The organism is Moorena producens PAL-8-15-08-1, from assembly GCF_001767235.1.
Taxonomy (GTDB): Bacteria; Cyanobacteriota; Cyanobacteriia; order Cyanobacteriales; family Coleofasciculaceae; genus Moorena; species Moorena producens_A.
The window spans coordinates 739,945-760,081 of sequence record NZ_CP017599.1 but is presented as its reverse complement, the minus strand read 5'-3'; the positions used below and the strand labels follow the sequence as shown (position 1 = coordinate 760,081).

24 protein-coding genes and 1 pseudogene are annotated in these 20,137 nt (G+C 44.3%); 15 read left to right on the top strand and 10 right to left on the bottom strand.

The window, feature by feature from the left end:
• Nucleotides 1-230: 230 nt before the first annotated feature.
• Nucleotides 231-455 (top strand): hypothetical protein, encoded by a 225-nt coding sequence (locus BJP34_RS38535; protein WP_229424221.1) that lies wholly within the window; start codon nucleotides 231-233, stop codon nucleotides 453-455.
• A gap of 845 nt (nucleotides 456-1,300) precedes the next feature.
• On the top strand, nucleotides 1,301-1,519 hold the full coding sequence (locus BJP34_RS38530) for a hypothetical protein (protein ID WP_149030759.1): 219 nt from the start codon (nucleotides 1,301-1,303) through the stop codon (nucleotides 1,517-1,519).
• A gap of 243 nt (nucleotides 1,520-1,762) precedes the next feature.
• On the opposite strand, the gene BJP34_RS03010 is transcribed toward BJP34_RS38530, so the two are convergent.
• From BJP34_RS03010 to BJP34_RS38520, 4 genes are all read right to left on the bottom strand, one after another.
• The gene (locus tag BJP34_RS03010) at nucleotides 1,763-2,020 is read right to left on the bottom strand and encodes a hypothetical protein (RefSeq protein ID WP_070391058.1); all 258 of its coding nucleotides are present in this window, start codon (nucleotides 2,018-2,020) and stop codon (nucleotides 1,763-1,765) included.
• Nucleotides 2,021-2,786: 766 nt separating this feature from the next.
• Nucleotides 2,787-2,939 carry a hypothetical protein gene (locus BJP34_RS42180; protein WP_158516963.1) on the bottom strand — a complete coding sequence of 51 codons (153 nt, stop codon included), beginning with the start codon at nucleotides 2,937-2,939 and terminating at the stop codon, nucleotides 2,787-2,789.
• A gap of 7 nt (nucleotides 2,940-2,946) precedes the next feature.
• Nucleotides 2,947-3,102: a hypothetical protein gene (locus BJP34_RS42175; RefSeq protein ID WP_158516962.1), complete on the bottom strand. Its 156-nt coding sequence runs from the start codon at nucleotides 3,100-3,102 to the stop codon at nucleotides 2,947-2,949.
• Nucleotides 3,103-3,122: 20 nt separating this feature from the next.
• Nucleotides 3,123-3,320 (bottom strand): hypothetical protein, encoded by a 198-nt coding sequence (locus tag BJP34_RS38520; protein ID WP_149030758.1) that lies wholly within the window; start codon nucleotides 3,318-3,320, stop codon nucleotides 3,123-3,125.
• Between the two features lie 10 nt (nucleotides 3,321-3,330).
• Between BJP34_RS38520 and BJP34_RS42170 the strand changes: the two genes are divergently transcribed.
• Both BJP34_RS42170 and BJP34_RS03005 read left to right on the top strand, forming a co-directional pair.
• Nucleotides 3,331-3,474, top strand: coding sequence for a hypothetical protein (locus BJP34_RS42170; protein ID WP_158516961.1), 144 nt, complete (start codon nucleotides 3,331-3,333; stop codon nucleotides 3,472-3,474).
• Nucleotides 3,475-3,547: 73 nt separating this feature from the next.
• The gene (locus BJP34_RS03005) at nucleotides 3,548-4,270 is read left to right on the top strand and encodes a pentapeptide repeat-containing protein (RefSeq protein WP_070391057.1); all 723 of its coding nucleotides are present in this window, start codon (nucleotides 3,548-3,550) and stop codon (nucleotides 4,268-4,270) included.
• Here the strand turns inward: BJP34_RS03005 and BJP34_RS42165 are convergent.
• Nucleotides 4,267-4,434: a hypothetical protein gene (locus BJP34_RS42165; RefSeq protein ID WP_158516960.1), complete on the bottom strand. Its 168-nt coding sequence runs from the start codon at nucleotides 4,432-4,434 to the stop codon at nucleotides 4,267-4,269. The two genes, BJP34_RS03005 and BJP34_RS42165, sit on opposite strands and share 4 nt — an antisense overlap.
• Nucleotides 4,391-4,558: a hypothetical protein gene (locus BJP34_RS42160; RefSeq protein WP_158516959.1), complete on the bottom strand. Its 168-nt coding sequence runs from the start codon at nucleotides 4,556-4,558 to the stop codon at nucleotides 4,391-4,393. The genes BJP34_RS42165 and BJP34_RS42160 overlap by 44 nt, the downstream gene beginning before the upstream one ends.
• A 234-nt stretch (nucleotides 4,559-4,792) precedes the next feature.
• Here BJP34_RS42160 and BJP34_RS02995 point away from each other — a divergent pair, with 234 nt between their 5' ends.
• From BJP34_RS02995 to BJP34_RS02990, 3 genes are all read left to right on the top strand, one after another.
• Complete coding sequence (locus tag BJP34_RS02995) at nucleotides 4,793-6,676, top strand: alpha/beta hydrolase (protein ID WP_070391055.1); 1,884 nt, start codon at nucleotides 4,793-4,795, stop codon at nucleotides 6,674-6,676.
• A 44-nt stretch (nucleotides 6,677-6,720) separates the two neighbouring features.
• Complete coding sequence (locus BJP34_RS42155) at nucleotides 6,721-6,882, top strand: hypothetical protein (RefSeq protein WP_158516958.1); 162 nt, start codon at nucleotides 6,721-6,723, stop codon at nucleotides 6,880-6,882.
• A 124-nt stretch (nucleotides 6,883-7,006) separates the two neighbouring features.
• Complete coding sequence (locus BJP34_RS02990; protein ID WP_070391054.1) at nucleotides 7,007-7,255, top strand: hypothetical protein; 249 nt, start codon at nucleotides 7,007-7,009, stop codon at nucleotides 7,253-7,255.
• Nucleotides 7,256-7,376: 121 nt separating this feature from the next.
• Here BJP34_RS02990 and BJP34_RS02985 read toward each other — a convergent pair whose 3' ends face one another.
• The 3 genes from BJP34_RS02985 to BJP34_RS35935 form a co-directional block, all read right to left on the bottom strand.
• The gene (locus BJP34_RS02985) at nucleotides 7,377-7,850 is read right to left on the bottom strand and encodes a hypothetical protein (RefSeq protein ID WP_070391053.1); all 474 of its coding nucleotides are present in this window, start codon (nucleotides 7,848-7,850) and stop codon (nucleotides 7,377-7,379) included.
• A 245-nt stretch (nucleotides 7,851-8,095) separates the two neighbouring features.
• Nucleotides 8,096-8,731, bottom strand: a complete 636-nt coding sequence (locus tag BJP34_RS02980; RefSeq protein WP_070391052.1) for a precorrin-8X methylmutase — start codon at nucleotides 8,729-8,731, stop codon at nucleotides 8,096-8,098.
• A 68-nt stretch (nucleotides 8,732-8,799) separates the two neighbouring features.
• Nucleotides 8,800-9,024 carry a hypothetical protein gene (locus BJP34_RS35935; RefSeq protein WP_083304971.1) on the bottom strand — a complete coding sequence of 75 codons (225 nt, stop codon included), beginning with the start codon at nucleotides 9,022-9,024 and terminating at the stop codon, nucleotides 8,800-8,802.
• A gap of 104 nt (nucleotides 9,025-9,128) precedes the next feature.
• Between BJP34_RS35935 and BJP34_RS42150 the strand changes: the two genes are divergently transcribed.
• From BJP34_RS42150 to BJP34_RS02955, 6 genes are all read left to right on the top strand, one after another.
• Nucleotides 9,129-9,353, top strand: a complete 225-nt coding sequence (locus BJP34_RS42150) for a hypothetical protein (protein ID WP_158516957.1) — start codon at nucleotides 9,129-9,131, stop codon at nucleotides 9,351-9,353.
• Between the two features lie 121 nt (nucleotides 9,354-9,474).
• Nucleotides 9,475-11,001, top strand: a complete 1,527-nt coding sequence (bchB, locus tag BJP34_RS02975; RefSeq protein WP_070391051.1) for a ferredoxin:protochlorophyllide reductase (ATP-dependent) subunit B — start codon at nucleotides 9,475-9,477, stop codon at nucleotides 10,999-11,001.
• 833 nt (nucleotides 11,002-11,834) lie between these two features.
• Entirely contained in the window at nucleotides 11,835-12,431 is a 597-nt protein-coding gene (locus BJP34_RS02970; RefSeq protein ID WP_324611070.1) for an IS607 family transposase, read from the top strand.
• On the top strand, nucleotides 12,415-13,506 hold the full coding sequence (locus tag BJP34_RS02965) for an RNA-guided endonuclease InsQ/TnpB family protein (protein WP_202972116.1): 1,092 nt from the start codon (nucleotides 12,415-12,417) through the stop codon (nucleotides 13,504-13,506). The genes BJP34_RS02970 and BJP34_RS02965 overlap by 17 nt, the downstream gene beginning before the upstream one ends.
• Before the next feature lie 85 nt (nucleotides 13,507-13,591).
• A complete protein-coding gene (gene bchL / locus BJP34_RS02960) occupies nucleotides 13,592-14,455 on the top strand; it encodes a ferredoxin:protochlorophyllide reductase (ATP-dependent) iron-sulfur ATP-binding protein (protein WP_070391049.1) in 864 nt (287 codons plus the stop codon).
• A gap of 434 nt (nucleotides 14,456-14,889) precedes the next feature.
• The gene (locus tag BJP34_RS02955) at nucleotides 14,890-16,293 is read left to right on the top strand and encodes a ferredoxin:protochlorophyllide reductase (ATP-dependent) subunit N (RefSeq protein ID WP_070391048.1); all 1,404 of its coding nucleotides are present in this window, start codon (nucleotides 14,890-14,892) and stop codon (nucleotides 16,291-16,293) included.
• A 251-nt stretch (nucleotides 16,294-16,544) separates the two neighbouring features.
• On the opposite strand, the gene BJP34_RS50275 is transcribed toward BJP34_RS02955, so the two are convergent.
• On the bottom strand, nucleotides 16,545-16,688 hold the full coding sequence (locus BJP34_RS50275) for a plasmid mobilization protein (protein WP_083304970.1): 144 nt from the start codon (nucleotides 16,686-16,688) through the stop codon (nucleotides 16,545-16,547).
• A 67-nt stretch (nucleotides 16,689-16,755) separates the two neighbouring features.
• Between BJP34_RS50275 and BJP34_RS02950 the strand changes: the two are divergent.
• Together BJP34_RS02950 and ltrA are read left to right on the top strand one after the other, a co-directional pair.
• Nucleotides 16,756-17,688 (top strand): annotated as a pseudogene (locus tag BJP34_RS02950) (RNA-guided endonuclease InsQ/TnpB family protein); the annotation flags it as partial.
• A 586-nt stretch (nucleotides 17,689-18,274) separates the two neighbouring features.
• Nucleotides 18,275-20,014: a group II intron reverse transcriptase/maturase gene (gene ltrA, locus BJP34_RS02945; protein ID WP_070391047.1), complete on the top strand. Its 1,740-nt coding sequence runs from the start codon at nucleotides 18,275-18,277 to the stop codon at nucleotides 20,012-20,014.
• Nucleotides 20,015-20,137 lie beyond the last annotated feature (123 nt).

Genomic DNA, 20,137 nt, shown 5'->3' with positions numbered 1-20,137 from the left:
CTGATAATGTAAGGGTTACAAAGATTAAATAAGCCTTCACAATTAGCTAAGTAAGGGGTACAGTAGAGTCAGAGTAGATAACAATAGGGGAATCGGGAATCGGGAGTCGGGAGTCGGGAGATGGGGAGATGGGGAGATAGGAAGATGGGGAGAATTGTTGTTTTGCAGAAATTTTGTTTTGTAGAAATTGAGGATGATTTTAATTGTTTTGTGGAATGGGCATCTTGCCCGTGATCAATATTTGTAGAATGGGCATCTTGCCCGTGATCAATATTTGTAGAATGGGCATCTTGCCCGTGATCAATATTTGTAGAATGGGCATCTTGCCCGTGATCAATATTTTCTCGCTTCTCAAACACGTCCCGATTCTGTCAGTCTCCGATCACTTCCGATTCCCGATTCCCGATTCCCGATTCCCGATTCCCCTCTTTAAACAGAAAACCCCAACTCGATAGCTGGGGTTTCTCAGAAGGAATCACATTTGTCAAAAAAGTCTCATTTAGGTCGGTGCCGTAGGTAACCGAAGACCCTGAATTAGCCAGGGTTTCCGGTCAATTAAGCCGTGCCAATCGACCGCCCACCGCCGATAAAAAAGACTTTTGACATAACGGAGATGTTTTGCTTGGCTAGTAAGTAGGTGGGCATAAATAAACGTTAAAACTTAAAATCCGAAAATGAAGCTGAAATCCTTTATTCATAAGGTTTTCGTGATTTTGAATTTCAATCGCTATTTTACACTTAATTAAGCCCACCTACTTAGTCCCGATTGTCAAGATCGCAAAACAGGCACCGAATTCCCCCACGGTAAATGAACTGACTAAACCCCCCTTTTACCTTTTTTTCCTCCTCGTATGATGACAACTTGAGGAGGTAGGTTTCTTGGCTTGGTCTGGTTTCTATATCTAGGATCTTGATCTTTTCTTTCATGTACACTCACTCATCAGCTTAGTGTAATCTGTGCTCTGTGGCAAGAATAAAATCGCAGAGGAAGAGAAGTCAAGGCTTTTTTCACATTTTTTTTTGTTAAGCAATTTTTTTTAAGCCGGTGTAATTTAAGCAATTTTTTTACTTAAGCAGGTGCCACTTTATGGCACATATTATTTACAGCCAAGCCTTATAATATAATGTTTAAAGCGATTAAATAAGCCTTTACATTTAGCTAAATAAGGGGTACAATATAGTCAGATTATGTAACAATTACTAGGGGCTTAATAAGGGAGTCGGGAGATGGGGAGATGGGGAGAATTTTTTTTGTATAAATGGGGGATGATTTTAATTTTGTAGAATGGGCATCTTGCCCGTGACGATCAATATTTGTGGAATGGGCATCTTGCCCGTGATCAATATTTTTGTTATGGGCATCTTGCCCGTGATCAATATTTGTGGAATGGGCATCTTGCCCGTGATCAATATTTGTGGAATGGGCATATTGCCCGTTATCAATATTTTCCCTTCCCGATTCTGTCAGTTTCCAATGACTCCCGATTCCCGATTCCCGATTCCCCACTCCCGTCTTTAAACACAAAACCCCAACTAGGTGCGTGCCACGCTTTGTAGTAGGCTCTACCGCTGGGGTTTCTCAGAAGGAATCACATTTGTCAAAAAAGTCTCATTGGGGAAGCATTTGGGCAAGAGGTCGGTGCAGTGCCAGGTAACGGAAGACCCGGAAGTGGCCAGGGTTTCCCGTCAATAAATTGGCTGCCAATCGACCGCCCACGACTGATAAAAAAGACTTTTGACATAACTATGATGTTTTGCTATGCTATCCTTCTGAGTTGTATCCCAAAACACACCACAAGTCCCCCCGCCAAACACCCCTCTCGGGCAAATCCCCAGAGGACCAGGGCAAATAACACGCAACTACCGGTCCCCGCTCCTCCAGCCATCGTTGGTAAGCTTCCACCGACGCGAATCTTCTTCCCCCTACTACCTTTTTTTGGTCGTCTTCTGACAACTTACGGAGGTCGGTTTCTTGGATTGCTCTGGTTTCTAGATCTAGGATCTTTATCTTTTCTTTCATGCTATTGCTTTTCACTCCCAATCAGCTTAGTGTAATCTGTTCTCTTTGACAAGAGTAAAATATCAGAGGAAGAGAAGTCAATGCTTGTTTCACATTTTTTTGCCTACTTAAGCATTTTTTATAGTTAAGATTTTTTTGATTTTTAAGGAAGTGAAATTCATTTTTTTAGTTAAGCATGTGCCACTTAATGGCACATCTTATTCAACTCAAAATTTTGTCAGTCTTCAAACAGAAAACCCCAACTAGGTGCCACGCTTTGTAGCAAGCTCTACCGCTGGGGTTTCTCTTATGGAATCAAATTTGTCAAACAAGTCTCCCGCAGGGAAAGAGGTCGGTGCCGGGGACCGGTGAAGTAGCCAGGGTTTCCGGTCAATAAATTGGCTGCCAATCGACCGCTGACCACTAAGGAAAATGGCGTTGCTGAATTAAGGAATGAATGCGCGATCATCTGGTTTTATTAAAGCCCCCGTTGGTCCCCCAATTCTGGGGGACTTGTCTTGATGCAGTCGCTCATGGGGGAAACCACGGCAGTCGCTCATGGGGGAGACCCCCAAGACCGCGCTGCCTCCCCAAGACCGCGCTGCATCGCTTGAGAGTTTTTCCCCCCAGAATTGGGGGGCTAGGGGGGCGAAACCATACTCATAATCAGCAACGCCAGGAAAATGACTTTTGACTAATGGTCGATGTTTTGTTAGCCATCCTGATTATCATAGGAACAGAAAAGGCAACCCCAACCCCCAAAACCCAACACACCTCCTACTTGCCACTAAACGCCTGTAATATCTTCAGTCACTACAAACCCGACACCTCCACATACCCCTTTGAGGTCGTCTAGTGACAACAACTGTAGGAGGTCGGTTTCTTTGCTTGGTCTGGTTTCTAGATCTAGGATCAGGATCTTTTCTTTATTGGTACTCATTCTTTTATTACCCAACGTCACACTCGAAATTAGCATGGTGTAATCTCTGCTCCGTAAAAAGATTAATGGGAAAAGGGTGGGGTGTCAAATGAGTTAATTCTTGTTTATACGGGAGTCGGGAATCGGGAGTCGGGATGCGATCGCATTCGCGAAGCGTGACCAAAGGTCAAGCGTGACCAAAGGTCAATCCCATTGAATCGGGAGTCGGGAGTCGGGAGTCGGGAATCGGGAAATCAAGAGAATCTCTAGCCTTGAAACAATAGTCACACCCAAGCCGTAATAGCTTGGGTGTCGCTTTTTATATGTCTGCCAGGCATTTTGTATAGCGCTATACATAAACGGTTTGACATTGATACAAGCAGCAAAAGCTGTTTTAGTCAACTATTGCCTATTGCTAGCATGCCTATGGTGCCGATTCCCGATTCCCGATTCCCGATTCCCGATTCCCGATTCCCGATTCCCGATTCCCATTGCCTATGGTGCCGATTCCCGATTCCCGATTCCCGATTCCCGATTCCCGATTGCCAAAATGTAAACTTTGTTTTCATTATGTTACATTAAATTTAATACTTTCTTAAGCATTCTTACCTAGAGGATTAATCAACTACATGGCGGAACCAACCCATCTGGCTCAGCTTGAGCAGGGTGTAAAACTCTGGAATCAATGGAGAGAGAATCATCCCAAACTGATCCCTGACCTAATGGAGGTAGACCTCAGTGGGAAAAACCTCAATGGTTTCAATCTCTTTCAAGCGGAGCTAATGGGAGCTAACTTGAGTGGGTCATTGCTGATTTATACTGACCTGACTGAGGCTTCTGTAGTTGGGGCAACATTTGATAAAGCTATTCTTCGTCACGCTTACTTGAATCGAGCCAAGCTTACCCGTACATCCTTCCAAAGAGCAGACCTGAGTATGACATCTTTGGAAGAGGCTAACCTAATTAGGGTTAACTTTTCTCTGGCAGACCTTGAGGGAGCTAATTTGTATAGAACTAACCTGATTGCTGTGAATTTCACTAAAGCCAATCTGAGTAGGGTCAACTTCACTGAGGCGGTGATGACTGGGGCTAATCTCAATGAAGCTAAGCTGATTGGTAGTAATTTTGATAAAGCTAACTTAACAGGAGCAGATCTGGTTAAGGCAAATCTGAAAGGGGCTAACCTTAGTCAAGCTAATCTTAGTTATTCCAACCTCAGAGAAGCTAACCTTAGTGAAACCAACCTCAGAAAAGCCAATCTTACCGGAGCTGATTTAACTCATGCCAACCTTCACGGGGCTAATCTGATTGAAGCGGAACTTGATGGGGTGATATTGAATACGAGTATTTAGTTGGATGGGAAAGGGAGTAGGGAGTAGGCAAGAGGCAAGAGGCAAGAGGCAAGAGGCAAGAGGCAAGAGGCAAGAGGCAAGAGGGAAAAAAGAATGTTTACCTCATAGCTATAAGAAACGCTAGATATAGGACAGGGAGTGGGGAGTCGGGAGTCGGGAAACAATAGGTGTGTCTACTAGGGAACAGGGAACAGGGAACGGGGAACAGGGAACGGGGTGGGACAGGTTTCGACGCTGTGACGAACGCCCATAGGCTGATATAGCACTACGCATTAAAGTGTTTGACATTGATACAAGCTCAAACGCTTTTGTAGTCAACTATTGCCTTTTGCTAGCATGCCTTTTGCCTAAAGCCCTTGCGCGTAGCGCTATAACTGATAGCTGATAGCTGATAGCTAATAGCTGATAGCTTACGCTGTAGTGCAGAAGTGCTTTATAAAAAATATTTCGATGGGCTTGTCGAGTCTTGATTAAGTCGGCTTTGATCGAGATATCCGCACTCACATTCTGCATAAATTGCTAATGATCAATTTTCAGCTGCCATGGTCTGATCTGCGCCATACCTCTGAATCTTCTGTGAAGAAAAAACACTGTATTGGTTCAATAGGTCACATTAAAAAAATCAGACAGGGTGCTATAGGTAGTCTCTTTGTGACTCTGTTTTGGGCAATGACTGCACCAGTTTTTGCCGCTGAGTATCTCACGCTACGCTTGGGGCCATTTGAGCAATCTGTGGCTATCAAGGAATTAGAAAAGTTTGCTGAGACAGGGGAGTTATCACGAGCACTGCAACCCTATCGAGATATCCTAACGCCAGAGATCCGGAAGATTTTGACCAATAGCCTCAAACTCAACCCTAAGACTACAGAAACCTTTATTAATGACCTGCTTCTCTCCAGCGATGGGGCACGGTTGTTGGACAGACTAGGGTTAGCACTCCCCGATAGTAGTTTAGAGCAATTAAAAGCTGCGCTGTTGTTAGGAGCAAGGCAAGTTAATGGGTTAAGTGTGCTGAGTTTTTTACGGGCTTACCCAGGAGAAAAGATCACTTTGGATGCTTCGTCTGCGGTTGGCATTGCCCTACAACTTAATGCCTCCTATTGGAAGAGTTTAGCAGTTGGTCCAATATTAGAGCAAGATTTGGCTGTTGCAGACGCTGCCACCTTTCGCCCTAAATTTGACCCTGCTACTCCCGGTCCCCAATTGGTTCAACAGCGTAAACTACGACTAAGAGACCAACAACGGCAACGTACTATTATTGTAGATCTATACTGGGCTGAGGATACTACTGGACCTTTGGTCGTTCTCTCCCACGGATTTGCTGCAGACCGCAAATTTCTGAGATATTTAGCACGCCATCTAGCGTCTCATGGTCTTACTGTAGCTTCCCTAGAGCATCCTGGCAGCAACTTTACCAGGATTAACAGTTTGTCAGCACCTGGTCAACTTGGGGATTTGTTACCTCCGGGGGAGTTTATTGACCGTCCCAAAGATGTCAGCTTTCTACTGGATGAGTTGGCTGACATCAATCAGAGATATTCTACCATGGTTGGTAAACTCAATACTCAACAAGTTACCATTATTGGTCATTCCTTGGGGGGCTACACGGCTTTAGCGTTGGCTGGGGGAAAACTGGATTTAGAGGAATTGCGACGGTTTTGTAAAAATCGCTCTCCTGTGGGCAGATCCCCAGCAGATTGGTTCCAATGTGCAGCGGCTGATTTACCAGAAGACCAGGTTAATCTTACTGATCAGCGAGTGGTGCAAGCGATCGCATTGAATAGCGTAACCGGGCGTTTGTTTGGTACTAAGGGTTTGCGTCATGTTACTGTACCAACCTTAATGTTAACCGGTACGGAGGATGCTATTACACCAGCGCTTGACCATCAGTTACGGTCTTTTAATCAGTTGGGGGGTTCTAAGTATTTGATTAGCGCCATTGGTGGCACTCACCTCAGTGTGACTGACCCGAAGAATCTTAACGATGCGATCGCTAGAAGTACGTTAGTCAAAGAGGTGGTTGGGGACGATGCCCATAGTCTGCGGCAACTGGTCAAAGGTGTAAGTTTAGGGTTTATTAAGCAGCTAACTCCAGAAGCTGAACGCTATGAACCATTTTTAACCCCAGCCTACGCTCAATCTCTTTCCAGTCCCAAAATTTCCTTGCGTCTGAGTACAAAATTACCCGCAAGCATGGCGACTTGGTTTCAAGTTATATCCGTGGGAAATCAGCAGGTTGCTATCAACTTTAAGGACGTAAATTCTGGGTCTATCAGCTCAAGTCAATTCTATTTTTATCCTAACATTAAAATGATGACCCCGAATAGTTTTTGCATTGAACAGCTGAATCAATTGTTCACTAAACTTGTGAACAAGTACCGGGAAAAAGCAAGTCGCATCAGTTAAGTTTAATAGTTTTAGGGAGTAGGGAGTGTGGGAGGTGTGGGGAGATGGGGAGATGGGGAGATGGGGAGATGGGGAGATGGGGAGATAGGAAGATGGGGAGATGGGGAGATGGGGAGTCAGATCAGTTTTCCCGATTCCCGATTCCCGATTCCCGATTCCCGATTCGCTACTCCCGATTCCCGATTCCCGATTCCCGATTCCCTTAATTAATTGCTAGTTGACGATTTTAAAGTTTTGTGACTTATGGCCAATATGGCAAGACGTTTCTATTAGCCATGGGGGAAGTTGATATAAACAACCAATAGAAATAAATTGGATATATCGCTCCCCATGAAAATCTCTGATTTAGGTTTAGTCGAAAGCTTAGAAAGTGACAGTTCTATCTCTGACAGTAGTGATCAGAAAATGGCTGATGTTGTCGGTGGGAAAAGTCACAAAATTCGTTGGCCTCATAATGACCAACCGCAGCAGGAGCCTACGACAATTGTCAGCATACCCATAGAATTACCGTATTGTCCTCTTTACCTATTTCCTGATGGCACTATCGGGCATAAGTGTTTTGATACTCGTCCTTTTTAAGGATAGCGGTAATACTATTCATTTATCTTATTCATAAGGTACACAGGATTTATTGTTTGTTCCCAGATCCGCTGTTCCCAGATCCGCTGTTCCCTATTCCCGACAACTGCCGCGAAGTCTATTAAACCCAGCCAACCACATTTTTGATTTGATAGACCGCTAGCTCCCGGTCTATATGTTTCTTGGCTTTAAGAATCGGACTGTTAGGATTTTTGTACCAGCGCTGGGAGCGGAAACAAAAACCATTGGCTGTTATTACCTCCCAACTATAGCGAGTCCGATCAATCAATAACCAAATTTCATAAGAGTGATAGGTCTGTCGGGGAAATTTAAGAATACCAATTTCTAGCAGAATGCTCATGCGCATCCGCGATCGCTCTATACGTTTGAGTAATTCCAGAAAACACAATGCTGCCCGTTTAGCCGCCTCATGAGTGGGGTAACGGTAGCGATCGCGGGGCTCAAATTTGAAGTCTCGACTACTAAGGCGGAAATGAAACTTGCCTGAAGCATCTTCGACATATATCACACTCCAAGGGGTTTTCGGGTACTTTACACAAAAACCTGGAGCTATTAATTTAACCGCAGTTGCCATCCTTATCCCTTTGCTAAACCGTTGCTGAGAGGATCTTAACCAAATTTTTATCGATCACCAACGGAGGGTTTTGGTCAATGAGCCTGACCGAAGGTCATTACCCATGACCCATTACCCATGACCCATGACCCATGACCCATGACCCATGACCCATGACCCATGACCCATGACCCATGACCCATGACCCATTACCCATTACCCATTACCCATTACTCACAATCATTCCACAATTGGGCGACGCCCTTTTAGGCGTGTGAGAGATCAATATCATCCTGACCGTAGGCTTGCCAAGCCAAGTCTACTAAGCCATCAACAATAGCAGCCGCCACTACCGCAGAACCCTTACGACCATCAATCCGAATGTGGGGAATCAAAGAATCCCTCAACCGAGATTTAGCCACATCCACCTCTACAAATCCCGCAGGTACCCCAATCACCAAGGCTGGTCGAATTTCCTCTGCCTCAATCAACTCCACCAATACTGTCAAAGCTGTCTGAGCTTGACCAATCACAAAAATTCCTTCTGGATAGCGTCTAGCTAGGGTTTGCATCCCCCAGGCTGCCTTAGTCTTTTGTTTTTGGGGACGAGTGAGGGTTTCCATGCTGGAATACACTGGATTAGCAAAGGTATCTTGAATGTGGGGAGTGATCCCTACTTGTACCATTGGCACATCCACTACAATTGTGCTACGAGCAGCTAGAGCTGCTGCTCCTGCTTGTAATGCCCGCTCAGAAAAATGAATCAGAGACTTATACTCAAAGTCGGCTGTGGCATAAATCACCCGCCGCACAATCTCGTATTCTGCTGGTGAAAAGACATGCTCGCCTATTTCACGGTCAATAATTGCCAGACTTTGAGCATCAGTTATATGCCATTCCATGAGGACTCTTCAGACAAACCGGTTGTGATTATTTTGACATTATTATGCTTGCTCTAGTGGTTTTCATATTAGGGAACAGGGAATAGGGAACAGGGAATAGGCAACAGGCAAGAGGCAACAGGCAACAGGCAATAGGCAATAGGCAATAGGCAATAGGCAATAGGCAATAGGCAATAGGCAATAGGCAACAGGCAATAGGCAACAGGCAATAGGCAACAGGCAACAGGCAACAGGGAAAACTGATCTGATTCCCCATCTCCCCGCGCCCCCGCCCCATCTCCCCATCTCCCCATCTCCCCATCTCCCCATCTCCCCCACACTCCCCACACTCCCGACTCCCGACTCCCGACTCCCGACTCCCTGCTCCCTGCTCCCTGTAACTAAAAATTAAGAATAATTGCAATTTGATTCAGATTCTCTTATATCCCTAATCGATATGTTTATCTTGGCAAGAGGATTTGGCGAATTAGATACCAGGCAAAAAACACTTATCCCTAAGGATAGTCATTACCTCGGACTTCTGAGACAATCTAAATCACGCTTGGGTCTTAAGGCTGTTCGCGTAGCGTGGCCAAAGGCCAAGGCAGCAAGGCTGAAAACATCTTGGTTGCTGAGTAACTAATCCAGAAAATTGCTCCATAATTGATGCTTAATGCTTAAGAATTATTGATGTTTGATGCTTGATGCTTGATGTTTGATGTTTGATACTTGATACTTAATCTTTTAACAAGGGAGAATAGGATATGAAATTGGCTTACTGGATGTATGCAGGTCCTGCCCACATTGGCACACTGCGCGTTGCGAGTTCTTTTAAGAATGTCCATGCTATTATGCATGCCCCCCTAGGGGATGACTATTTCAACGTGATGCGCTCAATGCTAGAGCGAGAGCGGGATTACACTCCGGTAACTGCTAGTATTGTTGACCGGAACGTGCTAGCACGGGGTTCTCAGGAAAAAGTAGTGGACAACATTACCCGCAAGGATCAGGAGGTAAACCCTGATCTGATTGTGCTGACCCCCACCTGCACCTCCAGTATCCTACAAGAAGACCTGGAGAACTTCGTAAACCGGGCTCAGATGGATGCTAAGGCTGATGTGATGCTGGCAGATGTCAACCACTACCGGGTCAATGAATTGCAAGCGGCTGACCGCACCCTAGATCAAATTGTTCAGTTCTACCTCAACAAAGCCCGCAAGAAGGGTGAGCTCCCAGAGGGCAAAACTGCAAAACCCTCGGTGAACATCATTGGTATTTCTACCCTTGGCTTCCACAATCAACACGATTGTACTGAACTGAAGCGGCTGATGGCTGATTTGGGCATTGAGGTTAACGAAGTCCTCCCAGAGGGAGCGTCTGTCCACAACCTGAAAAATCTACCTCGGGCTTGGTTTAACCTGTTGCCTTATCGGGAAATTGGCTTGATGAGTGCCCGTTACCTGGAAGAAGAGTTCTCGATGCCCTATGTCGATATTGCTCCTCTGGGTGTGGTGGAAACTGCTCGTTGTATCCGTAAGATTCAGGAAATTGTCAATGGTCAAGGTGCTAATGTCGATTACGAGGAGTACATCGACAACCAAACCCTGTACGTTTCTCAAGCTGCCTGGTTCTCTCGCTCCATCGACTGCCAAAACTTGACGGGTAAGAAGGCTGTGGTTTTCGGAGATAATACCCACGCTGCGGCTATGACCAAGATTCTGGCACGGGAGATGGGTATTCATGTGGTGCTGGCTGGGACTTACTGCAAGTATGATGCGGATTGGTTTAAGGAGCAGGTGAGCGAATACTGTGATGAGATCCTGATCAGTGATGATAATGGTCAAATTGGGGATGCGATCGCACGAATTGAACCTGCTGCGATTTTCGGTACCCAAATGGAACGGCACGTTGGTAAGCGCTTGAATATTCCTTGTGGTGTGATTGCTGCTCCAATTCATATCCAAAACTTCCCCATCGGTTATCGTCCCTTCATGGGTTACGAAGGTACTAACCAAATTGCTGATTTGGTCTACAATTCCTTTACCTTGGGTATGGAAGACCACTTGTTGGAAATCTTTGGTGGTCATGATACCAAGGAAGTGATTACCAAGGGGATCTCTGCTGATTCTGACCTGAACTGGAGTAAGGACGCTAAAGCAGAACTGAATAAGGTGCCTGGTTTTGTTCGCGGTAAAGTAAAGCGCAATACTGAGAAGTTTGCTCGTGAGCGTGGCTTTAGTGAAATCACTCTTGAAGTGATGTATGCCGCTAAGGAAGCTGTAGGGGCTTGAGCGGATAGAGATTTAATCTGAATCAGGGGAGGTGGGGAGATAGGGAGATAGGGAGATAGGGAGATAGGGAGATGGGGAGATGGGGAATCAGATCAGTTTTCCCGATTCCCAATTCCCGATTCCCGATTCCCGATTCCCGATTCTCGATTCCCTAACCCCTCCTGGGAGGGGTTAGGGGTGGGTTCCGATTCCCGATTCCCGATTCCCAATTCCCGATTCCCAATTGCCGATTCTGTGTACCTTTTTCAAAGTCTGTGACTCTATCGACGAAGATTGCTGTGATTGCTCCGAAAAAATTTAATTATTATTTACAAAGAATCTGAATAGCTAGACCCGCCTATGGCTTCTGGTGGGTCTATATGATTTGTAAGCTAATGGGCTACGCCCACACTACTGGAACAGCTATTAGCTAATGCGCTACGCCCAAGCTACTTGAGGTGCTATTAGCTTAATTTCCCCTGGTAATTTATCATTTTTGTTTATTGTACTACTTTTTATTTAATTTTTATTTAAAAATAATTAATTAAGTATTAAATTTGATAAATATGATTTAAAGTGGTTTAGATTATGGTTTAAATTTATAAAAGTCTATTTAAGCTAATTTAAAGGCTATATCGATAAAAAAGACCCTGTATTTTCTAGTGCAGTTGGTGAATAATTCAAGAAGCACCGAAAGCTAAGCAATCTATGGCTGGCTTTAGGGTCAACGCCGAAGCGGTGCCTAAGATAAATCCAGCAGAATTTCAGCAATTATCCTTTCGGCTGGCTTAGGGGGATTGTGACAGTTAAGCAAATTGTCCAGTAATATCCCAAAATCTCCAAATATTTGGTAGATTATAAGGAGGGCACTCGTACCACTTCGTAAGGCGGTCGAACTTACGGGACTATCTAGGAACACTCTGAGGAAATATGCGGACGATGGAACGATCAAATCCGAAAAAACTCCAGGAGGAACAAGGTTTTTTGACACAGAAAGCCTGCTCAGTCTGGGGCGAAGACAACCAAGACAGCCAGCTACCATCTGTTACTGCCGAGTCAGCAGTAGCAAACAATTTGACGACCTCGCCAGGCAAATTGCCTACATGCACTCCCTCTTCCCGGAAGCGGAAATCATCTTTGACATCGGATCAGGTCTCAACTATAAACGCAAAGGTCTTAGAACCATACTGGAACGGCTTGTGCGAGGAGATCAGCTCACGATTGCTGTTGCCTGCCCTTGCAGACTTACCAGATTTGGATTTGAACTCATTGAGTACTTGGTCAGTCTCAACGGTGGAAAAATCATGGGATCCGACCAACCTGAAAGTTGCCCCGAGGCTGAACTCACGGCAGATATTCTCTCCATCATTCACGTCTTCTCCTGTAGAGTCCACGGACTCAGAAAGTACGGGACAAAAATCAAAGAAGATAAGAGTGTTCCTAAACTCTGAACAGCGTGCAATTATCCGCCACTGGTTTGGAGTGTCCCGTTATGTTTTTAATAAAACTGTAAAAATCCTAGAAAATGGCGAAAAAAAAGCTAACTGGTTTGCCATTAAAACGGAAATAGTAAACAACCTTCCCGAGTGGTGCAAGACAGTACCTTATCAAATTAAATCCATAGCGATTAAGGAGGCTTGCACGGCTGTTAGGGAAGCCAAGAAGAAGTATAAAAAGACTGGCCAAATTAATCGGGTTAGGTTTAGGTCTCGAAAGAATCCCGTTCAATCTTGTTACATTCCTAAATCAGCCGTTTCAGCTAAAGGCATTTATCACACAAAATTAGGTGAATTAACTTTTACTGAAACCATTCCCGGTAATATTGGTGACTGTCGATTAACTAGCACTAATGGGGACTATTACCTAACAGTTCCCCACAAAAGCACTCAAATAAAAGCCGAAAGCCAAGGCAGAGTAGTCGCTTTAGACCCTGGTGTTAGAACATTCTTGACGTTTTTCAGTGAAAACTCCGTTGGCAAAATTGGAGAAGGTGACTTTTCCCGAATTCAGCGACTATGTGCTCACCTCGATCGTTTGCTGTCCAGAACAAGTAAAGCTAAAGGCAAACAAAAATATCGAATGAAGAGAGCCGCTAGACGGATAATCATCAAAATCAAGAACCTGATAAACGAACTACATCACAAAGCTGCTCGATTACTAGTTGATCACTTTGACGTAATACTGCTTCCTACTTTTGAAACCTCTCAGATGTCAAACAGAAAGACCAGGAAAATCAGGTCTTTGACTGTTCGCAACATGCTGTCTTTTGCTCATTACAGGTTTAAAGAGTTTCTAAAGCATAAAGCATCTGAGACAGGCAAAATTGTCCTTGACGTCTGTGAAGCTTATACCAGTAAAACTGTTAGTTGGACTGGTGAACTAGTCAATATTGGCGGAAGTAAAACCATCAAATCAAAAATTGATGGTCGTTTAATGGATCGCGACATCAATGGCGCTCGTGGAATTTTTCTGCGGGCTTTGGTAGATACACCCTGGCTGAAAAATCAGCTTGCATTGGCGGGCTAAAGCCTACCTTGGTAGATTTTGGTAGCTAAAAAGTATCGGCAAAGACAAAAGAAGAATTTTTATCTGAAACAGGAGATAACTAAAAGTGAAACTTTCAGTTTATGGAAAAGGTGGTATCGGTAAGTCCACAACTAGCTGTAATATCTCAGTTGCCCTAGCTAAGCGGGGTCGGAAGGTGCTGCAAATTGGCTGTGACCCGAAGCATGACAGCACATTCACTCTGACTGGTTTTCTGATTCCTACGATTATTGATACCCTTCAGGAAAAGGATTACCACTACGAAGATGTCTGGCCTGAAGATGTGATTTACAAAGGTTATGGTGGTGTTCATTGCGTAGAAGCTGGTGGTCCCCCGGCTGGTGCGGGTTGCGGTGGCTATGTGGTTGGTGAAACTGTAAAGCTGCTCAAGGAACTGAATGCTTTTGATGAGTACGATGTGATTCTGTTTGACGTTCTGGGTGATGTAGTCTGTGGTGGTTTTGCTGCTCCCCTGAACTATTCCAACTATTGCATGATTGTCACCGATAACGGTTTCGATGCGTTGTTCGCTGCTAACCGGATTGCTGCTTCTGTTCGTGAAAAAGCTCGCACTCACCCCCTGCGTCTGGCTGGTCTGATTGGCAACCGCACCTCTAAGCGCGACTTGATCGATAAGTATGTGGAAGCTGTCCCCATGCCAGTGCTGGAAATTCTGCCACTAATTGAAGATATCCGTGTCTCTCGGGTTAAGGGCAAAACGATTTTTGAAATGGCAGAAACTGACCCTAGCCTGGAACCGGTTTGCCAATACTATCTCAACATTGCTGACCAAATTCTGGCACAGCCTGAGGGGGTTGTACCTCAAGATGCACCAGACCGGGAGTTGTTCTCTTTGCTGTCTGACTTCTACCTCAATCCTCAAACCCCAGCAGTGACTGAGGAAGAAGAATTAGACCTGATGATGGTGTAACCAAAGGTTGAAAGAAAGGTTGAAAGTTAGGAGGTTGAAGGTTGAAAGTTGAAAGTTATTTGGTTGAAAGTTAGCAGGTGTAGGGTGCGTTAGGGACGGGCGAACCCTCATTTTATTCTCCGTAGCCAGTGTTGGGACAGTCCGTCCCGTAACGCACCACCGGGTCAAACTAAGCCTGAAAACCTTGGCCAAAAGGCCACGCGCTTCGCAGCAAAGCGGGACGAAGTCCATCGCGTTCAACCAACTAACCTTAAACCAACTAACATTCAACCTTAACCCTTAAAACCTTGGCCAATAGGCCACGCTACGCGAACAACCATTAAAACATTCAACATTCAACCTTCAACCTTCAACCTTCAACCCTTAAAACCTTAAACCCTTAAAACCTTAAACCCTTAAAACCGACGAGAGAAACCAGGAGAGGAGAACTTTAAATGACTGTTGCTCAAACCCCTCAAGCCCTAGATTTTGAGTGCGAAACTGGGAATTACCATACCTTTTGCCCGATTAGCTGCGTGGCATGGCTTTACCAAAAGATTGAAGATAGTTTCTTTTTGGTGATTGGTACTAAGACTTGTGGCTATTTCCTCCAAAATGCGATGGGGGTGATGATTTTTGCTGAGCCACGCTATGCCATGGCGGAGTTGGAAGAAGGGGATATTTCCGCTAAGCTCAATGATTACGAAGAACTGAAGCGGTTGTGTTTGCAGATTAAACGCGATCGCAATCCTAGTGTGATTGTCTGGATTGGTACTTGCACTACGGAAATTATCAAGATGGATTTGGAAGGCTTGGCTCCCAAGCTGGAATCTGAGATTGGCATTCCGATTGTGGTGGCTCGTGCTAATGGCTTAGACTATGCTTTCACCCAGGGTGAAGATACAGTATTGGCCGCTATGGCTCACAAGTGTCCGAAAGAAGCACCCCAGGTGGAAGAGGAGAAACAAGAGCGGAATGCGATCGCAAAACTCCTCAACTTTGGACGCCAGAAAGAAGAGGTGGCTGCGGAAGAGTCAGAGTATGCGGATCATCCACCCCTAGTGTTGTTTGGCTCCCTACCTGACCCGGTTGTGACTAACCTCACCCTAGAGTTGAAGAAGCAGGGGATTAAGGTGTCTGGTTGGTTGCCTGCTAAGCGTTACACGGAATTGCCAGTAATTGAAGAAGGTTACTATGTTGCTGGGGTGAATCCTTTCCTCAGCCGTACTGCTACTACTCTGATGCGCCGCCGCAAGTGTAAGTTAATTGGCGCACCTTTCCCCATTGGTCCGGATGGCACTCGGGCTTGGATAGAGAAAATGTGTTCTGTGTTTGGTATTGAACCAAAAGGCTTGGCAGAACGGGAAGCTAAAATTTGGGAAAGCTTGGAGGATTATATCCAGCTGTTGCGTGGCAAGTCTGTATTTTTCATGGGGGATAACTTGCTGGAAGTTTCCTTAGCTCGTTTCCTCGTTCGTTGCGGTATGACTTGCCATGAAATCGGTATCCCTTACATGGATAAGCGTTATCAGAAGGCTGAGTTAGCTCTGTTAGAACAGACTTGTCACGAAATGGGTGTACCAACTCCTAAGATTATCGAGAAGCCAGACAATTACAACCAGATTCAGCGGATTTATGAGTTAGAGCCGGATTTGGTGATTACCGGTATGGCTCATGCTAATCCTTTGGAAGCACGGGGAATTAATACTAAGTGGTCCGTTGAGTTTACCTTTGCTCAAATGCACGGCTTTACTAATGCCCGAGACATTCTGGAATTGGCAACTCGTCCGTTACGTCGCAATAACAGCCTCAAGGATTTGGGTTGGGATAAGTTAGTGAAAGAAGAGGCTAAGGTTTAGCGATTGTTAAGGGAGTAGGGAGTAGGGAGTAGGGAAGAGGTTTTTTTTAAGGTTAAAAATACCTTTTGATTCGCTTTAATTCCTCCTATCTCCCTATCTCCCTAAGTCACATGCTCTCGATTGTAAGCAGTGATATTTTTTTCTAGACAATCCCCTGGGATCCCAGGGGATTATTGGTTCAGAAGTTTTTCTTTTAGCTGTCCGGTAAAAGAAGCCCCACGTCCGAACTGAAAGTCGGCGTGGGATGAATTTTACACAGAGTCTTTCGGCATAGGGAAGCGAGCTATCAAGCTTCTAAGTAATTCCGAACAAGTCATTCCTCTCCGGTCAGCTTCCTGTTTGAGTTGCTTTTTCTCAAAACTAGTCAATCTGATCATTAAGTTTTTATCTTTCATTTCGCCTTGACACTTGTAAATACGGTTGCTAACCTAATAATAGGTCGATAAACAAGAGATAGCAACAATGAGATCAGCGTATCAGTACCGGTTAAGACTAACCAAATCACAGGAAATGGAAATAGAAAGATGGCTAGACATGCTTCGCCATCAATATAACTATCTATTGGCTGATAGATTTAACTGGTACGAACAGAATCGCTGTTCCATTAACTCTTGCCCTCTTGTTTGCCACTTACCAAATTTAAGGAACAATCCAGACTATTTTTCCCAAAAGAAAACCCTCCCCCAGTTAAAGAAGGATAGACCTTGGTACAGTGCAGTTCAATCCCAAGTTCTCCAAGACTGTGTCAAGAGAGTAGATCTAGCTTTTAAGCGGTACCTCAAAGGGGATAGTAACGGAAGAAAGAGCGGAAGACCTCGCTTTAAAGGGAAAAACAGATATAAATCTTTTACATTTCCTTCTCTTGGCACAAACCCTATAGATGGCAATAATTTGACTCTTCCGAAATTTGGAAAAGTCAAGCTGATTTACCATAGACCTATTCCAGAAGGTTTTAAAATCAAGACGGCCACTGTAACCCGAAAAGCTGACGGCTATTATGTTACGTTGTCAATACAAGATGATACTGTCCCAGATGTCATCCCAGTAGATAGTGTTAAAAATCCTATTGGAATAGACATGGGTCTCAAGTCTTTTCTGGTCAAGTCAAATGGTTCAGAGGTGCCAATTCCTCAGTATTATCGAAAGGCTCAGAAACGACTGAAGAAAGTTCAAAAAGCTGTCAGCCGATCTAAAAAAGGGAGTAATAATAGGAAAAAAGCTGTCACTAAACTAGGGAAAGCTCACAAGAAGGTTGCTGACACCAGGAAAGATTTTCATTTTAAAACTGCAAAGGGATTACTGGATGAACATGATCTAGTAGCTCATGAGAAGCTCAATATTAAAGGTCTGGCTAAGACCAAATTGGCTAAATCTATATTAGATGCTGGGTGGGGTGTGCGATTCGTTGGTTAGAAACCATACCTAATAAAGGTCTGGGGGATTAACCACAAGGACTAATGAGCCTTGATAACTTGATAACCATGTTGGTGAAATACCAACCCTCGTGAAATCCGAGTGACAGCCTTACCCCTGCCCACTGAGTAATAACAAACTAAGCGGGTAAAGCGGGGTCGAACAGTGAAGCGCTATTAACTCAAAATGGCGTTAGTAACAGGCAAATGAACTCAAGGGTACCAAAAGGAAGATATGTTTGAACCGTCGTTACAGCAACGCAGCGAAATGAGCTGATACGCTGCATTCAAATAGATAAAGGAACATAAAAGGATTATAAGGTTACCCCTCCTTATAATGATTTCCCAAGTTCCCGGCGGAGAATACCACCCTAAAAGTTCAACAGAATGGTTACCAGGAACGAAGTAACTTCATAGGTACTCTCGGAAAGGTCGGTCTCCGAGTAGGTAGTTAGCCGTATGGCCTATGTAAGGAAGATAGAGTCAGAAGCCAAAGCTTAAGGTAACTCTTAAGATATGCAGACAGACTCACGTGATAGGAAATGATGTAGTTGTAAGTAGCAATTGATATGTCTAAAACTCGGGGGTTCGCCCCACAGTCGGAATGGAATCGTACGGATTGGCGAAAGCTAGAACGTGTCGTATTCAAGTTGCAAAAACGAATATATCGAGCCTCCCAACGTGGTGATGTTCGCGTGGTACGTAAACTACAAAAGACTCTGATGAAGTCTTGGTCGGCAAAAATGCTAGCGGTAAGGAAGGTAACACAACAAAATAAAGGTAAAAAGACTGCCGGAATAGATGGACGTAAAGCCAATGATAGCAAACAACGTCTCACCTTAGTAGCCAACCTTAAGTTGTATAAGAAACCACAACCAACCCGCAGAGTTTGGATAGACAAACCTGGACGTAATGAAAAACGCCCTCTAGGGATACCCACGATTTACGACCGAGCGCTCCAAGCTCTCACCAAACAGGCACTAGAGCCTGAATGGGAAGCAATATTTGAGCCCAACTCATACGGGTTTAGACCAGGAAGGTCATGTCACGATGCAATCGAAGCAATATTCCTCAGTATCAAACAAACACCTAAATGGGTATTAGATGCTGATATCTCCAAATGCTTTGATAAAATCAACCACAACACACTTCTCAAAAAATTAAATACTTATCCTTCAATGAAGCGATTAATCAGAGGATGGTTAAAAGCCGGAGTAATGGATAACGGGACATTCTCTCCTACAGAAGAGGGTACCCCCCAGGGTGGGATAATATCTCCACTCCTAGCGAACATAGCCCTACACGGAATGGAAAAAAGAATTAAGGAATACGCCAAATCATTACCTGGAACTAAAAGGGATAATGAAAAAGCATTAAGCCTTATTCGATATGCAGATGATTTTGTCATCATGCATAAATCCAAACAAGTGGTAGAAGAATGTCAAAAGATTATCAGTGAGTGGCTAAAGAACATAGACCTGGAATTAAAGCCAAGTAAAACCAGACTGACCCATACCTTCACAGGATTTAATTTCCTAGGGTTTAACGTTCGTCAATACCCAGCAGGTAAAAACCAGTCAAAACAAGGCTTTAAAACCCTCATCAAACCATCCAAGAAGAAAATAAAAGAGCATTGGGAGCAGCTTTCTCAAGTCATAGACAAACACAAAGCAGCTCCTCAAGCCGCACTCATTAGCAGGCTTAAACCTATTATAAGGGGATGGTGTAACTACTACAAACCAGTAGTAAGTAAAGAAGCCTTCTCAAACCTAGACAATATGCTCTGGAATAAACTTCAAAGGTGGGGATACAGAAGACATCCAAACAAATCTAAAACCTGGGTGAATAAAAAGTATTGGGGAACAAAGGTCGAAAAACCTAAGAAACCTTGGGAAATGCCAAAGATAGACAACTGGGTTTTTATGACAAAAGAGGATAATTACCTCCCAAAACATGTAAAAACAAAAATAATTCGACATGTCAAAGTCAAAGAAACCAGAAGTCCATTCGATGGTGACCTAATATACTGGAATCACAGAATGCAGAAACACCCCGAAATAACCAGCCAGAAAGGAAAACTCCTGAAAAGGCAAGAAGGGAAATGCGCGTACTGTGGACTCACCTTTAGGAATGAAGATTTGATGGAAACACACCATATAATACCACGCGCACAAGGTGGAAACGACCAACTTAAAAATCTTGAATTACTTCACCTACACTGCCACGACATAATACATAGAACAAAAGTCAATCCAAAGTGTCAAGAGTCAAATACCGACTCCTCTGAACTAGATGAAAACCCATTCTAATGTAGAGGTACCAATGACAGTAGTTCCTATCATGAGGAGCCGTATGAAGGGAAACTTTCACGTACGGTTTTGGAGACGAGTCAGAAGTGAGGCGACTCCCTGGCTTAGTTTAATCAATTCCTC